Raw genomic sequence first — 17,180 nt, 5'->3', positions numbered from 1 at the left:
GGTAGCCAAGGCGGATGCGGTCGAGGCCGCGCCTCTTGCCTTCCCGGCCAAGTCCGGGCAAAAGGCCGCAATGATCCAGATTTCCGGCCTTTCCGCCCGCATCGCGGGCCGTCTCCTCATCGAAAACGCATCCGTGACGCTTCCGGCGGGCACGAAGGCCGGGCTCGTGGGCCGCAACGGTGCCGGCAAGTCGACGCTGTTTCGCATCATCACCGGTGAATTTGCCTCCGAGGCCGGCAGCGTCTCCTTGCCGAAGAACGCCCGCATCGGTCAGGTGGCCCAGGAAGCGCCCGGCACCGAGGAACCGCTGATCGAGATCGTGCTGAAGGCCGACAAGGAACGCTCGGCCCTGATCGCCGAAGCCGAGACCGCAACCGATCCGCACCGCATCGCCGAGATCCAGACCCGGCTTGCCGATATCGGCGCCCACTCGGCCGAAGCGCGGGCCGCGAGCATTCTCGCCGGCCTCGGCTTCGATCACGAAGCGCAATTGCGCCCGGCCTCCTCCTTCTCCGGCGGCTGGCGCATGCGCGTCGCGCTCGCCGGCGTGCTCTTCTCCGAGCCGGACCTGTTGCTGCTCGACGAGCCGACCAACTATCTCGACCTCGAAGGCACGCTCTGGCTTGAGGACTACATTCGCCGCTATCCGCACACGGTCATCATCATCAGCCACGACCGCGATCTGCTGAACACTGCGGTCAACGCCATCGTGCATCTCGACCAGAAGAAGCTTACCTTCTATCGCGGACCCTATGACCAGTTCGAGCGGCAGAAGGCCGAGGCCGACGAGCTGCAGATGAAGGCGAAAGCCAAGAACGATGCGGCGCGCAAGCACCTGCAGAGCTTCATCGACCGCTTCAAGGCCAAGGCCACCAAGGCCCGCCAGGCGCAAAGCCGCGTGAAGGCACTTGAGCGCATGGGCACGATTGCGGCGGTGATCGAGGATCACGTCCAGGGCTTCTCCTTCCCGGACCCGGAGAAGGAAGCCGCCTCCCCGATCATTGCCGTCACCGGCGGTACCGTTGGCTACGAGCCCAGCAAGCCGATCCTCAAGCGGCTGAACCTCAGGATCGATACCGACGACCGCATCGCGCTGCTCGGTTCGAACGGCAACGGCAAGTCGACCTTCGCCAAATTCATCTCCGGCCGACTGGCGCCGGAGGCGGGCGAACTGAAGATCGCGCCGAACCTCAAGGTCGGTTTCTTCGCCCAGCACCAGCTCGACGACCTCATCCCCACGCAGAGCGCCGTCGAGCATGTGCGCCGGCGCATGCCGGACGCCCCCGAAGCCAAGGTGCGTTCGCGCGTGGCGCAGATGGGGCTGGCGACGGAAAAAATGGAAACGCCTGCCAAGGATCTCTCGGGTGGCGAGAAAGCACGGCTGCTGATGGGCCTTGCCGCCTTCGACGCACCGAACCTCCTGATCCTCGACGAGCCGACCAACCACCTCGACATCGACAGCCGCAACGCGCTGATCACCGCCCTCAACGACTATTCTGGCGCTGTCATCCTGATCTCGCACGATCGCCATCTGATCGAGGCAACGGCCGACCGGCTGTGGCTGGTGCGCGACGGAACGGTGACGAGCTACGACGGCGACCTTGAGGATTATCGCAGCCTGATCGTCGGCGGACCCAAGCCCAAGGACGACAAGGCCAAGCCGAACGGAGCCGATGACAGCCTCTCGAAGGCGGACCAGCGCAAGGTCAATGCCGACAAGCGCGCTTCGCTGGCGCCGCTCCGCAAGAAGATCAATGAAATCGAATCCTTGACCGGAAAACTGGAGAAACTGATTCAGGCACTTGATGTGGAACTGGCCAATCCGGTGCTCTACGAAAAGTCGCCTGCGAAAGCCGCCCAGAAAGCCAAGGAACGCTCCGACGCGGCAGTGAAACTCGCTCACGCCGAAGAGCAATGGCTTGAGCTTTCCGCCGAGTATGAAGAGGCAATGGCCGGCTGACAGAAGCCTGTCCGACCGGTCAGCCCAGTTCGAACGTGGTGATGCCGTAGATCCGTGCCAACGGCAGCCCGGGGTCGGGCCCGCGATACATGCGCGCCGTCTCGAACGCTGCCCGCAGATTGTAGCGATCGCAAAGCGCCTTGGCCGAGGCGTTCGGTTCGGGGATGTCGAGGTAAATTTCGCTGCCATTGACACCGGCGGCGAGCTTGCGAAAGACCAGATCGGCGCCGGTCTCGGTGTCGGAGAAGAGCGGTCCGATCTTGAAGCCGTTTCGGCAAGCCCGGATCGTTCCATAGGCCGCGACTGCGCCGTCGCGCAGCAGCAGGACACTGCGCCGTCCATCGCTCGACTTCAGCCATTCACGAAGGAACGCCTCGCGACGCGCCGGGACGAAGCGGCGGTCATACTCGGTGAGGAGCGACATATGGACCGGGGCGACCTCCAGGAGGTCGGCGCCCGGCGGCTCGATTACGTCGATGACACCGCCGTAGCGGATGTTCGCATGGGCATAGGTGAAGCCGGACCGCCGATAATTCTCCTGCTGTGCGACCACGCCGTCGAGGCCGACGATGCGGTTCCCGGCGACGACCATCGCCTGTTGCCACAGTTGCCGACCGATCCCCTTGCCGCGGTGTTCCGGTCGCGTGATGTAGAAGCCGAGAAAGGCGTAGCTTTCGTTGTATCGCACCAGCGAGATGGCGCCGACCGGCCCGTCCTCTCCATCGGCTATCCAGTAGCCGTCCGGATCGGCCGCCCAGAAGGGGCCGACATCACCGAGCCCGGGATTCCACCCCTCCTCGGCCGCCCACTCGATCATGACGTCGAGTTCGGCGCGGCTGGCACGACGGATTTGCTGCTGCATGGTTCACTCCTCTTGGGCGGTCAGATCGCCCTATCGTCAGCCCGGTTGACGGGACGAAACGGCACGTCCGGTGGTAGAGCTAGCGCAGTGGCGTTCAGAGGGAATGATAATCTGTCGATTTCCCCGACATTGACGGCATATGCTGGCGACGGACCGGCGCCGCTTGTCCGCCCTGCGCAATCTGCTACAAGAGCCGACAATAAGTCATACAAATCGAGCGGAACACCATGGCCCCCATCAAAATTGCCCTTGTCGGCGTCGGCAAAATCGTTCGCGACCAGCACCTGCCGGCGATCGCCAAGAACAGCGACTATCACCTGATCGCCGCCGCAAGCCGGCATGGCACGGTCGACGGCATCGACAACTTCAAATCGATCGAGGCGATGCTCGAAGCCGTGCCTGCGATCGAGGCCGTATCGCTCTGCATGCCGCCGCAGTATCGCTACGAGGCCGCCCGCGCAGCACTCGACGCCGGCAAGCATGTGTTCCTGGAAAAGCCTCCGGGCGCCACCCTCAGCGAGGTCGCAGACCTCGAGGCGCTGGCGGCATCGAAGGGGCTGTCGCTGTTTGCGAGCTGGCACTCCCGCTACGCGCCGGCCGTGGAAGCGGCAAAATCCTTCCTGGCGGCAACGACGATCAATGATGTCCAGGTCATCTGGAAGGAAGACGTGCGCCACTGGCACCCGAACCAGGAATGGATCTGGGCGGCGGGTGGCCTCGGCGTCTTCGATCCCGGCATCAACGCGCTTTCGATCGTCACCCACATTCTGCCGCGCCCGCTGTTCGTAACCTCGGCCGTGCTCGAGTTCCCCGAGAATCGCGACGCGCCGATTGCTGCCAACATCGCCTTCACGGATGGGAAGAAACTGCCGGTTTCCGCCGAATTCGACTGGCGCCAGACCGGCAAGCAGAGCTGGGATATCGTCGCCCGGACGGCGGCGGGCGAGATGGTACTGTCCGAAGGCGGCGCCAAGCTCGCCGTCGACGGCAAGCTCGTGCATCAGGAGCCGGAACAGGAATACCCGATGCTCTATCGGCGTTTCGCCGAGATCGTCAAAGCCGGACGGTCGGACGTCGATCTCGCGCCGCTGCGTCACGTCGCCGACGCCTTCATGCTCGGCAAGCGCAAGTTCGTCGAAGCGTTCCACGACTGATTTTCCAGACAGGCAGAAACGCAAAGCCCGCGGTATCGGCCGCGGGCTTTGTTTGTCGCAACGCGTTGTAAACTCAGGCCTTCTTTTCCCACCGGCCGTCGCGGTTCTGCTGCCAGTAGGTGAGGTTGTGCCCCTCCCCCTTCAGCCGCTTCCAATGGGCGCGTGCGCCTTCAAGCTGATCCTGATCGTAGCCGTCGAACATGAAGACGATGCGCTCATAGGCCGAAACATCAGGCGGGCTGGCGCCATCGATGACGAAACGCACCGTCGCCGCATTCGCATTGCCTTCGTCGGCCACCAGCAACACCGGCTGGTCGGCAGCGAAATCACCGGCATCCGTGCCATGCGGCAGGAAGCTCTCGTCTCGATAGACCCAGAGATGCGTGTCCAGCGCGTCACGCCGCTCGGCATCGATCGTCTGCACGGCTACCCGCCAGCCGCGCTCGACACTCTTGTCGAGCAACGGCGGCAGCGCGTCTTCGAGCTTCGATTCCGTCAGGTGATAGAACAGGATTTCGGTCATGCCGATTGCTTCCCGCCTTTCGTCACGTCCAGCACGGCGGGTCAGGACTCGTAGCTCGCCCGCACCAGTTCATCGAGCAGTCGTACGCCGAAGCCCGAGCCCCAGGACTGGTTGACCTCATCCGTCGGCGTGCCCATGGCGGTGCCGGCGATATCGAGATGCGCCCAGGGCGTGTCCTTGACGAAACGCTTCAGGAACTGCGCCGCCGTCACCGCACCGCCGTGGCGGCCGCCGGTGTTCTTCATGTCGGCGAACTTGCTGTCGATCATTTTGTCGTATTCCTTGCCGAGCGGCATGCGCCACAGGCGTTCCTGCGTCGCCATGCCGGCGGCAAGGAGCTGCCCGGCCAGACGGTCGTCGTTGGAGAACAGGCCGGCGTGATGGGTCGCAAGCGCAACCATGATGGCGCCGGTCAGCGTCGCAAGGTCGATGATTGCCTGCGGCTTGAAGCGGTCGTTGCAATACCAGAGCGCATCGCAGAGCACGAGACGGCCTTCGGCATCGGTGTTGATCACTTCGATCGTCTGGCCGGACATCGACGTTACGATATCGCCGGGGCGCTGGGCGCTGCCGTCGGGCATGTTTTCCACAAGGCCGATGATGCCGATGGCGTTGACCTTCGCTTCACGCGCGGCCAGCACATGCATGAGGCCGGTGACGGCAGCCGCACCGCCCATGTCGCCCTTCATTTCCTCCATGCCGGCGGCCGGCTTGATCGAGATGCCGCCGCTGTCGAAGACGACGCCCTTGCCGACAAAGGCGAGCGGCCGCTCCTTGGCCTTGCCGCCCTTCCACTGCATGATCACGAGGCGCGGCGGTCGGGTAGACCCCTGGGCGACGCCAAGCAGCGCGCCCATGCCGAGCTTTTTCATTTCCTTTTCCGTGAGGATCTCGACCTCGACGCCGAGCTTCTCCAGTTCCTTCGCCTTGGCGGCAAACTCGACCGGTCCCAGTACGTTCGCCGGCTCGTTCACCAGGTCGCGCGCCAGGAACACGCCTTCGGCCACCGCCTCTGCTGTGCCGAAAGCCTTCTTCGCGGCAATGACGGTACCGGTGACGATCGTGACCTTGGTCGGCTTGCCGGAGGACTTGGCGTCGTCATCGGCCTTCTTGGTCTTGTAGCCGTCGAAGCTATAGGCGTTCATCTCCATGCCGAGCGCGAAATCTGCGGCCGCCCTGCCGGTCACGTCGACCCCAGGCGCATCGACGAATACGGTCACCTTGTCGACTGAGCCGAGTTTCGCCGCAACGGCGCCGCCGGCCTTCAGCCAATCGTGATCCGAAAGCACATCCGCCTCTCCGAGGCCAAACACAATGATTCGGTCAGCCGGCGAGCCATGCGGCGCAACAATATCGAGGCTGGAGAACGCCTTTCCGGTGAACTTCTTCACCTTGGCTGCCTTTGTCACGACGTCTTCCGGATCGGCGACATCCGCGCCGGCCGCGGCTCCGCCACCCGACGTCTTGAGGAGCACGGCAACGCCGCCGCTCGGCCGGTGGGACTTGGCAAAGGTGAACTCGAACTTCATCGGCATTGAAAAACTCCGGGATATTTTCCTGTTTCCGTGCGCAGCCAGAGAATCGAAAGTAGCTTCCGAGAGCCGGGCGCCAGGGCAAGGTGATCTGGCCGCGACGCATCTGGATGACACGGCGAGGCTTGTGGCGATCCGCCCTGTTACCGGGCGGTTACAGTGGAAAATATTCGCAACATTCGCCACCGTCAAAGCTGTGGCCGGCACCCTTCTCGCTTTTCAACCGCTTGGCAAGATGCCCCCGGATGTTTACATGCGGTTAACCGAGGTTCTTCGCCTTAAATTATCCCTGTTGCTTCACAGTTTGAGCGACACGAAATATCGGGTAAGAACCGGGCTTCGGTTTGGACCCGGGCAAATGCCCGGTCCGACGCCGCCGCCGGACAGAAACATGAGCAGGATTTTGGACCGGACACGGGCATGAAGCTGATCGAACGCTACATCTTCCGGCGTGCCTTGGTCATGTTCCTCGCGACACTCCTGCCATTGCTCGGCATTGTGTGGACGACGCAGGCGCTTGCCAACGTCAACCTGGTTACCGACAGCGGCCAGTCGGTTCTGGCCTTCGCCAAACTGGCAACCCTCATCCTGCCTTCGGTCATCCCGATCATCCTGCCCTTCGCACTGGTCATCGGCGTCACCCAGACCCTGACCACGATGAACACCGATTCGGAACTGACCGTGCTCAACGCCGCCGGCAGTTCGCGCATGGCCATCATCCGGCCGGTCATCTATCTGGCCGCGGCCCTGAGCGTCCTGTCCTTCGCGGTCGACAACTTCGTCGAGCCCTATTCGCGCGTTTCGGTACGCAAAATGCTGGCGACCGCCAACGCCGACCTTCTGTCGTCGGTCGTTCAGGAGAATTCGTTCCGCAAGGTTGCCGACGGGCTCTACGTTCAGGTCGGAGCACGGCGCAGCGGCGGCGTATTGCAGGGCATCTTCGTTGCCGATTCGCGCAATCCCGCCTTCGAGCTCGTCTATTACGCCCGCGAAGGCGCGGTGGATGAAAAGAGCTCCGCGCTGGTGATGAAGGACGGCGAGGTGCAACGCAAACTGCCTGACGGCAGCGTCTCGATCATCAAGTTCGATTCCTATGCCTTCGACCTCGCCGACATGACCAAGACCACGCGCGAGGCGACGATCCGGGCGAAGGACCGCGACCTGGCCGGCCTTCTCAATCCCGATCCGAACGATCAGGTCTACAAAAACAATCCGCTTGCCTTCACAGCCGAGATCAACCGCCGCCTGACGGAGTGGACCTTTCCGCTGCTCTTCGGCCTGATCGCACTGGTGTTCAGCAGCGATGCGCGCTCTCACCGGGAAGCACGCGTCCATCCAATGGTGAGCGCGCTCGGAACAGCGCTGCTCATCCGCTGGATGACCTTCTATGCCGGCAACAGCGCCGAGGATTCCATCTGGTTCGTGCCGCTGATGTATATCGTGCCGCTCGCAGCCGGCGGGCTCTGCATTCACCAGCTGGTGAGCAACAAACGTCTGGATATCCCGATGACCGGGCAGGAAAAGCTGCAGGATCTCCTGGTTCGCCTGCGCCTGGTGCGGCGTGACGCCGAGGGAGGGCAGCCATCCTGATGGGCACGCTCGGACGCTATTTCTTCATCCGCTATGTGATCACCACTTTCTGGTTCCTCGTCGGCATCTTCTCGCTGATCTTCATCATCGACTTCAGCGAGCAGGCGAGCCGCCTGGCGAACCTGCCGCACTATTCGATCACCGGCGCTCTGCTGATGACCGCCCTCCGTATCCCGCTGATCCTCCAGCAGACGATACCGTTTGTGGCGCTGTTTTCGGCAATGGCGGCGCTCATCTCCCTCAACCGGCGCTACGAACTGGTCGTGACCCGCGCCGCAGGTATTTCCGTCTGGCAGTTCCTGCGTCCCTTCGTCCTTGGCGCCTTCCTCTTCGGCGTGCTCGCTGTCGTTGCGCTCAACCCGCTGGCGGCCTGGGGAACGAAGCGTGGGGAGGCACTGCTGGCGGAATGGGGCGCCTCGCGATCCTCGGATTCCGGATCGATTCCGTGGCTGCGACAGATCTACAACGGTACCGATACAATCATCGGCGCGCGCTCGGTCCAGGACAATGGCACGACGCTCCTCAACGTCACCGTTATCCACTTCGATCCACAGGGAACGATCATTCTGAGACAGGATGCGACGTCCGCGAAACTCGAAGATGGTTACTGGCTTCTTAACGAGGTAACTGAAACGCGAAACGGGCAGCTGCCGCGGCGTTTGAAAACAGCACAACTCAGCACCAATCTGAAAGCCGAGTTTGTTCAGGAACGTCTTGCAAAGGCTGATTCCATTCAGTTTTTTGACCTTCCGGCAAAGATCGAGGTGGCTCGCTCCTTTGGTTTTTCAACCAATGGCATGGAAACCCAATTTCACTCGATGCTCTCGCTGCCACTGCTTCTCGTCGCCATGACGCTGATAGCCGCCTGCGTGTCGCTCAAGTTTAGCCGGTTTAACCAATCTAGCTCCGTAATTCTCGGTGGCATCCTTTCAGGCTTCGTGCTTTATGTCGTCACCGTGCTTGTCAAAGCATTCGGGAGCAGCGGCATTGTGCCTCCTTTCGTTGCAGCCTGGTTGCCAGTTGTTGTAGCGATGGCGCTGGGCTCGACGATTCTTTTAAATCAGGAGGATGGCTAGTGGCGGTAGTGAACCGCAAACGCATGACGCTGATCAACGCTACCCTGCTTGCAGGCGTGGCGCTGCAGACACTTGCCATGGGAATGAGTGCGCCTGCGATGGCGCAGCAGACTTCGGACCGCCTCGATTCGCTGCGCCCGAACATGCCAGAAGACGCCAAGCTGCTTCTGTCCGCCAATGAGCTCGTTTACAACAAGGACGCCGAGAAGGTGATCGTGCGCGGCAACGTGCAGATCGACTACGGCGGCTATAAGATGGTGGCCCGTCAGGTCGAATACGACCAGAAGAATGGCCGCATCTATGCATCCGGGGAAATCCAGTTCATCGAGCCGGGCGGCAATGTCGTCTACGCCGACAAGATGGACGTCACCGACGATTTCGGCGACGGCTTCCTTGAGCAGATGCGAATCGAAACCACCGATCTGACCCGTCTTGCCGCCACGAGCGGCGAGCGTCGGAACGGTGAGGAGTTCATCTTGAACGAGGCCGTCTACACGGCCTGCACGCCCTGCTCGACCAAGCCGGAGCATCGCTCGCTGTGGCATATCAAGGCGCAACGCGTCGTTCAGAACGGTCGCACGCGGACGATTCGGCTTGAGAATGCCCGCTTCGAACTCTTCGGCAAGCCGATCGCCTATATCCCGGTGATGGAGCTGCCCGACCATACGGTCAAGCGCAAGAGCGGCTTCCTGTTCCCGACGTTCCGCTCGGCCCAGAAGCTCGGCGTCGGCGTCGGCGTCCCCTACTATTGGGCGATCTCGCCCTATATGGATGCAACGGCAACCGTGACGGGCCTGACCCGGCAGGGCTTCCTGCTGGAGGGCGAGTTCCGTCAGCGGTTCCACAACGGCTTCCATACGCTGAACGTTGCCGGCATCAGCCAGCTCGACAAGAGCAAGTTCACGCCGGGCACGGTCGACGCGATGAAGACCAATCGCGGCATGATCGCGTCGCGGGCTGAATTCGAGATCAACCCGCGCTGGACGTTCGGCTGGAACGTCCTCGTCCAGTCGGATGCCAACTTCGCCAAGACCTACGAACTGTCGAACTTCGATAACACGACCTATGTCAACCAGGCCTATCTGACCGGCCTCGGCAAGCGAAACTTCTTCGATCTGCGCGCCTTCTACTTCGACATTCAGGACGCGGACCCGAATAGCATCAATGAAAACCAGCAACCCGTTACGCAGGTCCTTGACTACTCCTACAAGGCGCCAAAGCCCGTGCTGGGCGGCGAGCTTTCGGCAACCGTCAACTTCACGAACGTCAAACGAAACCGGCTGGACCTCGAAACCGTCCCCGGTGTCGTCAATCGTTTCCGCGGCCTTGAGGGCACGACCCACCGCCTGACCGGCGAGCTTGAATGGAAGCGCATGTTCATCGCTCCCGGCGGTCTCGTCGTCACGCCGCTCCTTGCGGCGCGCGGCGATGCCCTCGGCCTCAACATGGACGCGCCGGGACCGCTCTACACCGGCGACTACGACACCAGCGACGCGGCGACGCGGCACATGTTGACCGCCGGTCTCGAAGCCCGTTACCCGATCCTGTTCGTCGGCGAAAACAGCAGCCACGTGCTTGAGCCGATCGCTCAGCTCTACGCACGCCCTGACGAACAGGACGCCGGTGGCCTGCCGAACGAAGACGCCCAGAGCTTTGTGTTCGATGCGACCAACCTTTTCGACCGCGACAAGTTCTCTGGCTTCGACCGGGTCGAAGGTGGTACGCGCGCCAACATCGGCTTCCGCTATACCGGTACCTTCGACAGTGGCTACGGCCTGCGCAGCATCGTCGGCCAATCCTTCCATCTCGGAGGCCTGAACTCCTTCGCAACCGACGACCTGGTGAAGGCCGGCGCGAATTCCGGTCTGGAAACCAAGCGCTCGGACTATGTCGCGATGTTCGGCATCGACGCACCGTCCGGCCTGATGGCGAGCCTCTCGGGCCGCCTCGACGAAAAGGATCTGGCACTGCGCCGTGCCGATGCGACCGTCGGGTATCTCGGCACGACGTGGCAGGCTGCGATGACCTATACACGCATCGAAGCGCAGCCGCTTTATGGCTCGCAGGTGAACCAGGACGAAATCCAGACGGCGGCCGCCTACAAGTTCCATGACTACTGGTCGGTCTTTGGTGCCATCACTTACGACATCAACCAGGACGTCATCACGCGCAACGGCTTCGGCATCACCTACGACGATCAGGACACCCTGTTCTCGCTTGTCTACAAGCAGGAACGCGATACCGGCAGCACGCTGGCGAACGATTGGTCGATCGGCGCCAGAATCAGCTTCCGTACGCTCGGTGACGTGAATGTCGGCGACACCAAGTTCGAAGAGCTGGATTACTATTAAGATCATTGAAACGAGGGGGCGGAACGCGAAGTTCGCCCCCTCGCGCAATTTTGGGCTGCTCAAACGGTCTTGTCATCGTTTGGCCGCATGTATTATGCATTTCCTCCGACAAGATAAGGCAACGGCGCAAAGCCGGTAGGCGGACAAGGCCCGACGGCGGTGATCGTCCGGCAAACAGGAAAAGGTAATGGGCGGGAAAATGTCGATCTTGAGGACGCTTTCGGTATTGGCTGTGGCCGGAGCCCTGAGCATCGCGGCATGTGCCGGTGCGCAGGCTGCAAGCCAGGTCAAGGTAACGGTCAACAACACCGTGATCACCTCGGGCGATATTGCCAAGCGGGTTGCATTCCTGCGTCTTCAGCGCCAGAAGGGCGGCCCCGAGGAAGCGAAGAAGCAACTGGTGGACGAGGTCCTGAAGCGCGCCGAAATCGTTCGCATCGGACAATCCGTCAGCACGCAGGACGTCGATGCCGCCTATGCCCGTTTTGCTGCGGGCAACAAGCTTTCGGCGGAACAGCTCGGCAAGATCCTCGACCAGGCCGGTGTCGGCGCCGATCACTTCAAGCAATTCATCGCCGTACAGATGAGCTGGCCCCGCGCGGTCAACTTCCGCTATGGCAATTCGAGCCGCCTCCAGGGCGCCGATCTCGTCAAACGGATGATGGAAGGCGGCGGCAACAAGCCGGTGACCACCGAATACTTCCTGCAGCAGGTGATCTTCGTCATTCCCGAGAAGAAGCGCGGCGCCATCACGGCAAAGCGGCAGGCCGAGGCGAACGCCTCCCGTTCACAGTTCCCGGGCTGCGAGACGTCGAAGACCTTTGCCGCCAACTATCGCGACGTTTCGATCCGCAGTCTCGGCCGGATGCTTGCCCAGCAGCTGCCGGACGAGTGGAAGCCGTTGGTCGAGAAGGCCGGGGAGAACGGCACGACCGGAACCCGCGTGACCGAAAAGGGCGTCGAGTACCTGGCAATCTGCAAGAAGCGTGAAGTCAACGACGACACGGCCGCAGAAATCGTCTTCCGTGCCGAGGACATCGGCAAGAAGAAGGCCGGCGGGGAAGATCCGAACAGCGAAAAATACCTCGAGGAACTGCGCAAGAAAGCGCAGATCGTCAACAAGTAAGCACAACGGCAACATGCGCGAACCAACCGGCGGACCACTCGCCCTGACCATGGGCGACCCGGCCGGTATCGGGCCGGACATCAGCCTTTCGGCCTGGCTTGGCCGCCGCGAACACGCGACGGCACCCTTCCTGTTCATCGGGGATCCTTCGGTGCTTGCCGCGCGTGCGGCGACGCTTGGCTATTTGGTTCCCCTTCGGGAGACGGATTGTGCCGGCGCCATGTCCGCGTTCGATGCGGCGCTGCCGGTGCTGCCGCTTGCCTGCCCTCACCCGGTCACTGCAGGCGATCCCGACACTGCCAATGCCAGCGCCGTCATCGGCGCGATCGACACGGCAGTACGGCTCGTGACCGCCGGCGAAGCCTCCGCGGTCGTGACCAACCCGATCGCCAAGGCAGTCCTTTACGATGCCGGCTTCCGCTTTCCGGGCCATACCGAGTACCTGGCGGATCTCGCCGAGAAAGCAACGGGGCAACCTGTTCTGCCTGTCATGATGCTTGCCGGGCCGAAGCTGCGCGCCGTCCCCGTCACGATCCACATCCCGCTGAAGGATGTGCCGCACCAGCTGACGCCGGATCTCATCTATCGCACCTGCGTGATAACGGCGGCGGATCTGCGCAACCGCTTCGGGCTTGAGCGCCCGCGCCTCGCGATCGCCGGACTGAATCCACACGCCGGCGAAAACGGCGCGCTCGGCCTTGAGGATGACGCGATCATCCGCCCCGTCATCGACCGGCTGCGCGCTGAAGGCATCGATGCCGTGGGGCCGCTGCCCGCGGATACCATGTTCCACGATCGGGCGCGCGCGACCTACGACGTTGCGATCTGCATGTACCACGATCAGGCGCTGATCCCGGCAAAGGCGCTCGGCTTCGACGACAGCGTCAACGTCACGCTCGGCCTTCCCTTCATCCGCACATCGCCCGACCACGGTACTGCCTTCAGTCTGGCCGGCAAGGGCGTTGCCCGCGACGACAGCTTGAGAGCTGCGCTCGACCTTGCCGCAACGCTCGCGGCCAATATGCCAGGAGATACCCGCTGATGGCCGCGCTCGACGGTCTCCCCCCCTTGCGCGACGTGATCCAGCGCCACGGCCTCGACGCCAAGAAGGCGCTCGGCCAGAATTTCCTGCTCGACCTCAACCTGACACAGAAGATCGCGCGGACTGCCGGTTCGCTCGAAGGCGTGACGGTCATCGAGGTCGGCCCTGGTCCCGGTGGCCTGACGCGCGCCATCCTGGCTCTCGGCGCCAAGAAGGTCATCGCGATCGAACGCGACTCCCGCTGCCTGCCGGCGCTTGCCGAAATCGGCGCGCATTATCCCGGCCGGTTGCAGGTGATCGAAGGCGACGCCCTGAAGACGCGGTTCGAGACGCTTGCCGACGGCGGGCCGGTCAAGATCATCGCCAACCTGCCTTACAATGTCGGCACGCAATTGCTGGTCAACTGGCTGCTGCCCGAACGCTGGCCGCCTTTCTGGCAATCGCTGACGCTGATGTTCCAGCGTGAAGTGGGCCTCAGGATCGTCGCCGAGGCGGATGACGATCACTACGGGCGCCTCGGTGTGCTCTGCGGCTGGCGTACAGAGGCACGGATGGCCTTCGACGTGCCGCCGCAAGCTTTCACGCCGCCACCCAAGGTGACGTCATCGGTGGTCCATCTGGAGCCCGTGGAAAATCCGATCCCCTGCTCCGTTTCATCTCTGGAGAAGGTAACGCACGCTGCCTTCGGCCAACGCCGCAAAATGTTGCGGCAAAGCCTGAAGCCGCTTGGCGGCGAGGCCCTGTTGGCAAAGGTCGATATCGACCCGCAGCGACGGGCCGAGACGCTTTCGGTGGAAGAGTTCTGCCGGTTGGCAAACTGCCTCTAAGCGAGAGACCAATCGCGACCGGTCAACCGCCAGTCGGGCGAGATATGGCGCGATTCGAAAATGGCTCCCGAAGGAGCCATTCTTTTGCAGTTGTCAGAACGGGTTCTCCGTCAGGAGCCCGTTGACGAAGTCAAACAGACCCGGGCGCCGGTCGCGGCGCAGACGCTCCGCCTCGACAATCGCCCGCACCGCAGAAAACGCGCGGTCGAGGTCGTCGTTGAGGACGATGTAGTCGTATTCCCGCCAGTGCTCGATCTCGGCGCGCGAATTGGCAAGCCGCGTGGCAATCACCTCTTCGCTGTCCTCCGCCCGGCGATGCAGGCGTGACTGCAGCTCGGCCATCGACGGCGGCAGAATGAAGATCGACACGACGTCGCCGGCCATCTTTTCCTGAAGCTGCTGAGCGCCCTGCCAATCGATGTCGAAGAGCATGTCGCGGCCGGCGGCCATCGCCGCTTCGACGGCGTCGCGCGGCGTTCCGTAGAAGTTGCCGTGCACCTCGGCCCATTCGAGCAGCGAGTCGGTTGCCCTGAGCGCCTCGAATTCACGGATCGTCTTGAAATGATAATGCCGTCCGTCGATTTCGCTCGGGCGGCGCTGGCGCGTCGTCACGCTGACGGAAATGCTCATCTCCGGATCAGCTTCCAGGAGGTTGCGCGCGATCGTCGATTTTCCAGCACCGGACGGCGAGGAAATGACGAGCATCAGCCCACGACGGGCAATCTTGATGGGCGAAGGGGTCGCCGGGGTCATGCTTTACTCCAGATTCTGGACCTGTTCGCGGAACTGGTCGATGACGACCTTGAGTTCGATGCCGGCGGCCGATACGGCGGCCGCATTCGACTTGGAACAGATCGTATTCGATTCTCGGTTAAATTCCTGTGCCAGGAAGTCGAGCTTGCGGCCAACTGGGCCGCCCTTCGACAACAGATCGCGCGCCGCAACGATGTGCGAGCCGAGCCGGTCGATTTCTTCCCGAAGATCCGCCTTGGTGGCAAGCAGCGCCACTTCGGCGTAGAGGCGTTCCCGGTCGAGCGAGGAGCCATTGTCCATGACCAGGGCCACCTGCTGCGCGAGCCGATCGGCGATCGCCGCGGCGCTGCGCGATGGATCAGCCTCTACCGTCGCCGTGAGTGTCTCTATGCCTTCAACCTGCGCCAGCAGGATCTGACAGAGCGCGGCTCCCTCGTCTTCGCGCATGACGCGGAGATCGGAAAGCGCCAGCCTCAGTCCTTCGAGGATGTCCATATCAAGCGCAGCGCGTTCCTCTTCACTTTCTTCCGGTTCGCGAAAATCGACAATGCCGCGGATGGAAAGCAACGTGTCGAACTTCAGCGGCGCCGGGTCGACGAGATCACCGAGTTGTTCGCGCAGGTTCAAGACCGCCGTCAGCGCACCCTGATTGACCACTGCCTCGACGGTCGCTTCCGCGCCGCTGACGGAAAGTCCGATCTGGAGATTGCCGCGCGAAAAATAATCGGCCGCGAGCCTGCGCACTTCGGGCTCGAAGCGCTCGAGCCCCTGCGGCAGGCGTAACCTGAGATCAAGACCCTTGCCGTTGACGGAGCGCAGTTCCCAGGCCCAACGGCGGCGGCCACTGCTGCCTTCCCTCCGGGCAAAGCCGGTCATCGATTGGAGCGGCATCGTCACCTCCGTTGTGTTTCAGCAGAAGCAATAAGTCGACGGCGCGGCATCCCGCAAGGGATATCCGCGCCGTGATCTATCCGTCCACAATGCAGGCGTTTATTGCGGCTGCGCTGCTGTCGCTGCCGGTTCGGCCGTTCCAGCGTCGGCGGCCGCCTTTGCGGCTTCCGCAGCCTTCTCGGCTTCCACCTTGCGCCAACGCCTTACATTCGCGTTGTGTTCGTCCAGGGTCTCGGCAAAGACATGGCCGCCCGTACCGTCGGCCACGAAGTAGAGCTCCGGCGTGCGCGAAGGATTGGCGACCGCCTCCAGCGCTGCACGGCCCGGATTGGCGATCGGCGTCGGCGGCAGCCCCTTGATGATATAGGTGTTGTAGGGCGTCTGCTTGTCGATGTCGGACTTCAGGATCGGTCGGTCCGCCGGCTTTCCGTCACCGCCGAAAATGCCATAGATGATCGTCGGGTCGGACTGCAGCCGCATGCCCTTGTCGAGCCGGTTGATGAAGACGGAGGCGACCCGTGGCCGTTCGTCGGCGCGGCCGGTTTCCTTCTCCACGATCGAAGCCAGCGTGACGAGTTCCTCGACCGTCGAGACCGGCAGGTTCGGATCACGCTTCTCCCAGATCTGATCGACCAGAACCTTCTGGGCGGCAACCATCTGCTGAACGATCTCGCCGCGCTTGGTACCGCGTGTGAACTTGTAGGTATCGGGCATCAGCGAACCTTCCGGCGGAAGCTCGGTCGGCAGATTGCCAACCAGGACCGGATCGTCGGAAAGCTTGTGGAACATCTGCTTGACGGTCAGGCCTTCGGGCAGAGAAACCGAATAGAGGATCGACTTGCCCGACTTCAGAAGCTGCATCACGTCCTGCATCGACGAGCCGGCCTTGATCTCGTATTCGCCGGCCTTCAGCGTCTCGTTGTCGAGATAGGCCTCCGAGACGAAACGGAAGACGCGCGCATCGGTGATGATGTTGCTGCGCTCGAGACCGCTGGCGATCTCGCTCATGCCGGCGCCGCCCCTGACGATGAAGTTCTGGTTTGCCTGCAGCGGACCCGGCTTCTCGTACTGATGCATGGCATAGTAGACCGTGCCGGCCGCAGCGAGTGCCGCAAAGACGATGATGGTCATCACGAAATTCAGGAAAATCACCACCTGGCTGCGCGCCTTGCGCGACCGCTTCGGGGGCTGTGGCACTTTTTCCGGGCGCAGTGCCTCGTTTGCCGATTTCGGAATGATCGGCCCGTTGCTCGCGTTTTCATTGCGGCCGAATTGCGCCGCGCCGTTATCGTTTGAGTCGCTCACGATTATCCCGAACCCGAAATTCGCAGCCTCATTCTCTATCCTGCCCCGGTGCGAATTTCGGACTGGACCATGGCAGGCTTAAGTCAATTTCATAAACGGCGCCGACCTGGCGGGCGGCATTCCGCAGTCTTCAACACAATAGACCTGCGGCGCGGTGCATTGGCACCCAAGAACCACAGAAATGTGTC

At 62.4% G+C, this 17,180-nt stretch carries 15 protein-coding genes; 9 read left to right on the top strand and 6 right to left on the bottom strand.

The annotated features are described in order from the left end of the window. The first annotated feature begins 70 nt into the window (after window positions 1–70). Complete coding sequence (locus BLU35_RS04095) at window positions 71–1,960, top strand: ABC-F family ATP-binding cassette domain-containing protein (RefSeq protein WP_057252683.1); 1,890 nt, start codon at window positions 71–73, stop codon at window positions 1,958–1,960. Window positions 1,961–1,979: 19 nt separating this feature from the next. Here BLU35_RS04095 and BLU35_RS04090 read toward each other — a convergent pair whose 3' ends face one another. After that, a complete protein-coding gene (locus tag BLU35_RS04090) occupies window positions 1,980–2,822 on the bottom strand; it encodes a GNAT family N-acetyltransferase (RefSeq protein WP_093232178.1) in 843 nt (280 codons plus the stop codon). A 227-nt stretch (window positions 2,823–3,049) separates the two neighbouring features. Here BLU35_RS04090 and BLU35_RS04085 point away from each other — a divergent pair, with 227 nt between their 5' ends. Continuing rightward, window positions 3,050–3,976, top strand: coding sequence for a Gfo/Idh/MocA family protein (locus BLU35_RS04085; protein ID WP_093232177.1), 927 nt, complete (start codon window positions 3,050–3,052; stop codon window positions 3,974–3,976). Between the two features lie 73 nt (window positions 3,977–4,049). Here BLU35_RS04085 and BLU35_RS04080 read toward each other — a convergent pair whose 3' ends face one another. Together BLU35_RS04080 and BLU35_RS04075 are read right to left on the bottom strand one after the other, a co-directional pair. After that, window positions 4,050–4,499, bottom strand: a complete 450-nt coding sequence (locus tag BLU35_RS04080) for a DNA polymerase III subunit chi (RefSeq protein ID WP_058329417.1) — start codon at window positions 4,497–4,499, stop codon at window positions 4,050–4,052. Between the two features lie 41 nt (window positions 4,500–4,540). Beyond that, complete coding sequence (locus BLU35_RS04075) at window positions 4,541–6,034, bottom strand: leucyl aminopeptidase (protein WP_093232176.1); 1,494 nt, start codon at window positions 6,032–6,034, stop codon at window positions 4,541–4,543. Between BLU35_RS04075 and BLU35_RS04070 the strand changes: the two genes are divergently transcribed. The 7 genes from BLU35_RS04070 (at window position 6,012) to rsmA (ending at window position 14,043) form a co-directional block, all read left to right on the top strand. Beyond that, window positions 6,012–6,455: a hypothetical protein gene (locus BLU35_RS04070; RefSeq protein ID WP_143032886.1), complete on the top strand. Its 444-nt coding sequence runs from the start codon at window positions 6,012–6,014 to the stop codon at window positions 6,453–6,455. The two genes, BLU35_RS04075 and BLU35_RS04070, sit on opposite strands and share 23 nt — an antisense overlap. Then, window positions 6,452–7,621 (top strand): LPS export ABC transporter permease LptF, encoded by a 1,170-nt coding sequence (gene lptF / locus BLU35_RS04065; RefSeq protein ID WP_058329472.1) that lies wholly within the window; start codon window positions 6,452–6,454, stop codon window positions 7,619–7,621. The genes BLU35_RS04070 and lptF overlap by 4 nt, the downstream gene beginning before the upstream one ends. Further along, a complete protein-coding gene (gene lptG / locus BLU35_RS04060; protein ID WP_093232174.1) occupies window positions 7,615–8,697 on the top strand; it encodes an LPS export ABC transporter permease LptG in 1,083 nt (360 codons plus the stop codon). The genes lptF and lptG overlap by 7 nt, the downstream gene beginning before the upstream one ends. Then, entirely contained in the window at window positions 8,697–11,048 is a 2,352-nt protein-coding gene (locus tag BLU35_RS04055; RefSeq protein WP_093232173.1) for an LPS-assembly protein LptD, read from the top strand. Before lptG ends, BLU35_RS04055 begins: the two co-directional genes overlap by 1 nt. A 187-nt stretch (window positions 11,049–11,235) precedes the next feature. Then, entirely contained in the window at window positions 11,236–12,174 is a 939-nt protein-coding gene (locus tag BLU35_RS04050) for a SurA N-terminal domain-containing protein (RefSeq protein WP_057252696.1), read from the top strand. A 13-nt stretch (window positions 12,175–12,187) separates the two neighbouring features. Then, window positions 12,188–13,216 (top strand): 4-hydroxythreonine-4-phosphate dehydrogenase PdxA, encoded by a 1,029-nt coding sequence (pdxA, locus tag BLU35_RS04045; RefSeq protein WP_057252698.1) that lies wholly within the window; start codon window positions 12,188–12,190, stop codon window positions 13,214–13,216. After that, complete coding sequence (rsmA, locus tag BLU35_RS04040; protein WP_057252700.1) at window positions 13,216–14,043, top strand: 16S rRNA (adenine(1518)-N(6)/adenine(1519)-N(6))-dimethyltransferase RsmA; 828 nt, start codon at window positions 13,216–13,218, stop codon at window positions 14,041–14,043. Before pdxA ends, rsmA begins: the two co-directional genes overlap by 1 nt. Window positions 14,044–14,136: 93 nt before the next feature. On the opposite strand, the gene gmk is transcribed toward rsmA, so the two are convergent. From gmk to mltG, 3 genes are all read right to left on the bottom strand, one after another. Further along, the gene (gene gmk / locus BLU35_RS04035; protein ID WP_057252701.1) at window positions 14,137–14,796 is read right to left on the bottom strand and encodes a guanylate kinase; all 660 of its coding nucleotides are present in this window, start codon (window positions 14,794–14,796) and stop codon (window positions 14,137–14,139) included. A gap of 3 nt (window positions 14,797–14,799) precedes the next feature. Continuing rightward, entirely contained in the window at window positions 14,800–15,687 is an 888-nt protein-coding gene (locus BLU35_RS04030; RefSeq protein ID WP_058329419.1) for a YicC/YloC family endoribonuclease, read from the bottom strand. Between the two features lie 99 nt (window positions 15,688–15,786). Beyond that, window positions 15,787–16,992 (bottom strand): endolytic transglycosylase MltG, encoded by a 1,206-nt coding sequence (gene mltG / locus BLU35_RS04025; RefSeq protein ID WP_058320228.1) that lies wholly within the window; start codon window positions 16,990–16,992, stop codon window positions 15,787–15,789. Window positions 16,993–17,180 lie beyond the last annotated feature (188 nt).

The organism is Sinorhizobium sp. NFACC03 (assembly GCF_900103435.1).
In the GTDB taxonomy this organism is placed as follows: domain Bacteria; phylum Pseudomonadota; class Alphaproteobacteria; order Rhizobiales; family Rhizobiaceae; genus Ensifer.
The sequence above is the reverse complement of the archived record's forward strand: the minus strand, read 5'-3'. Positions and strand labels throughout refer to the sequence as shown.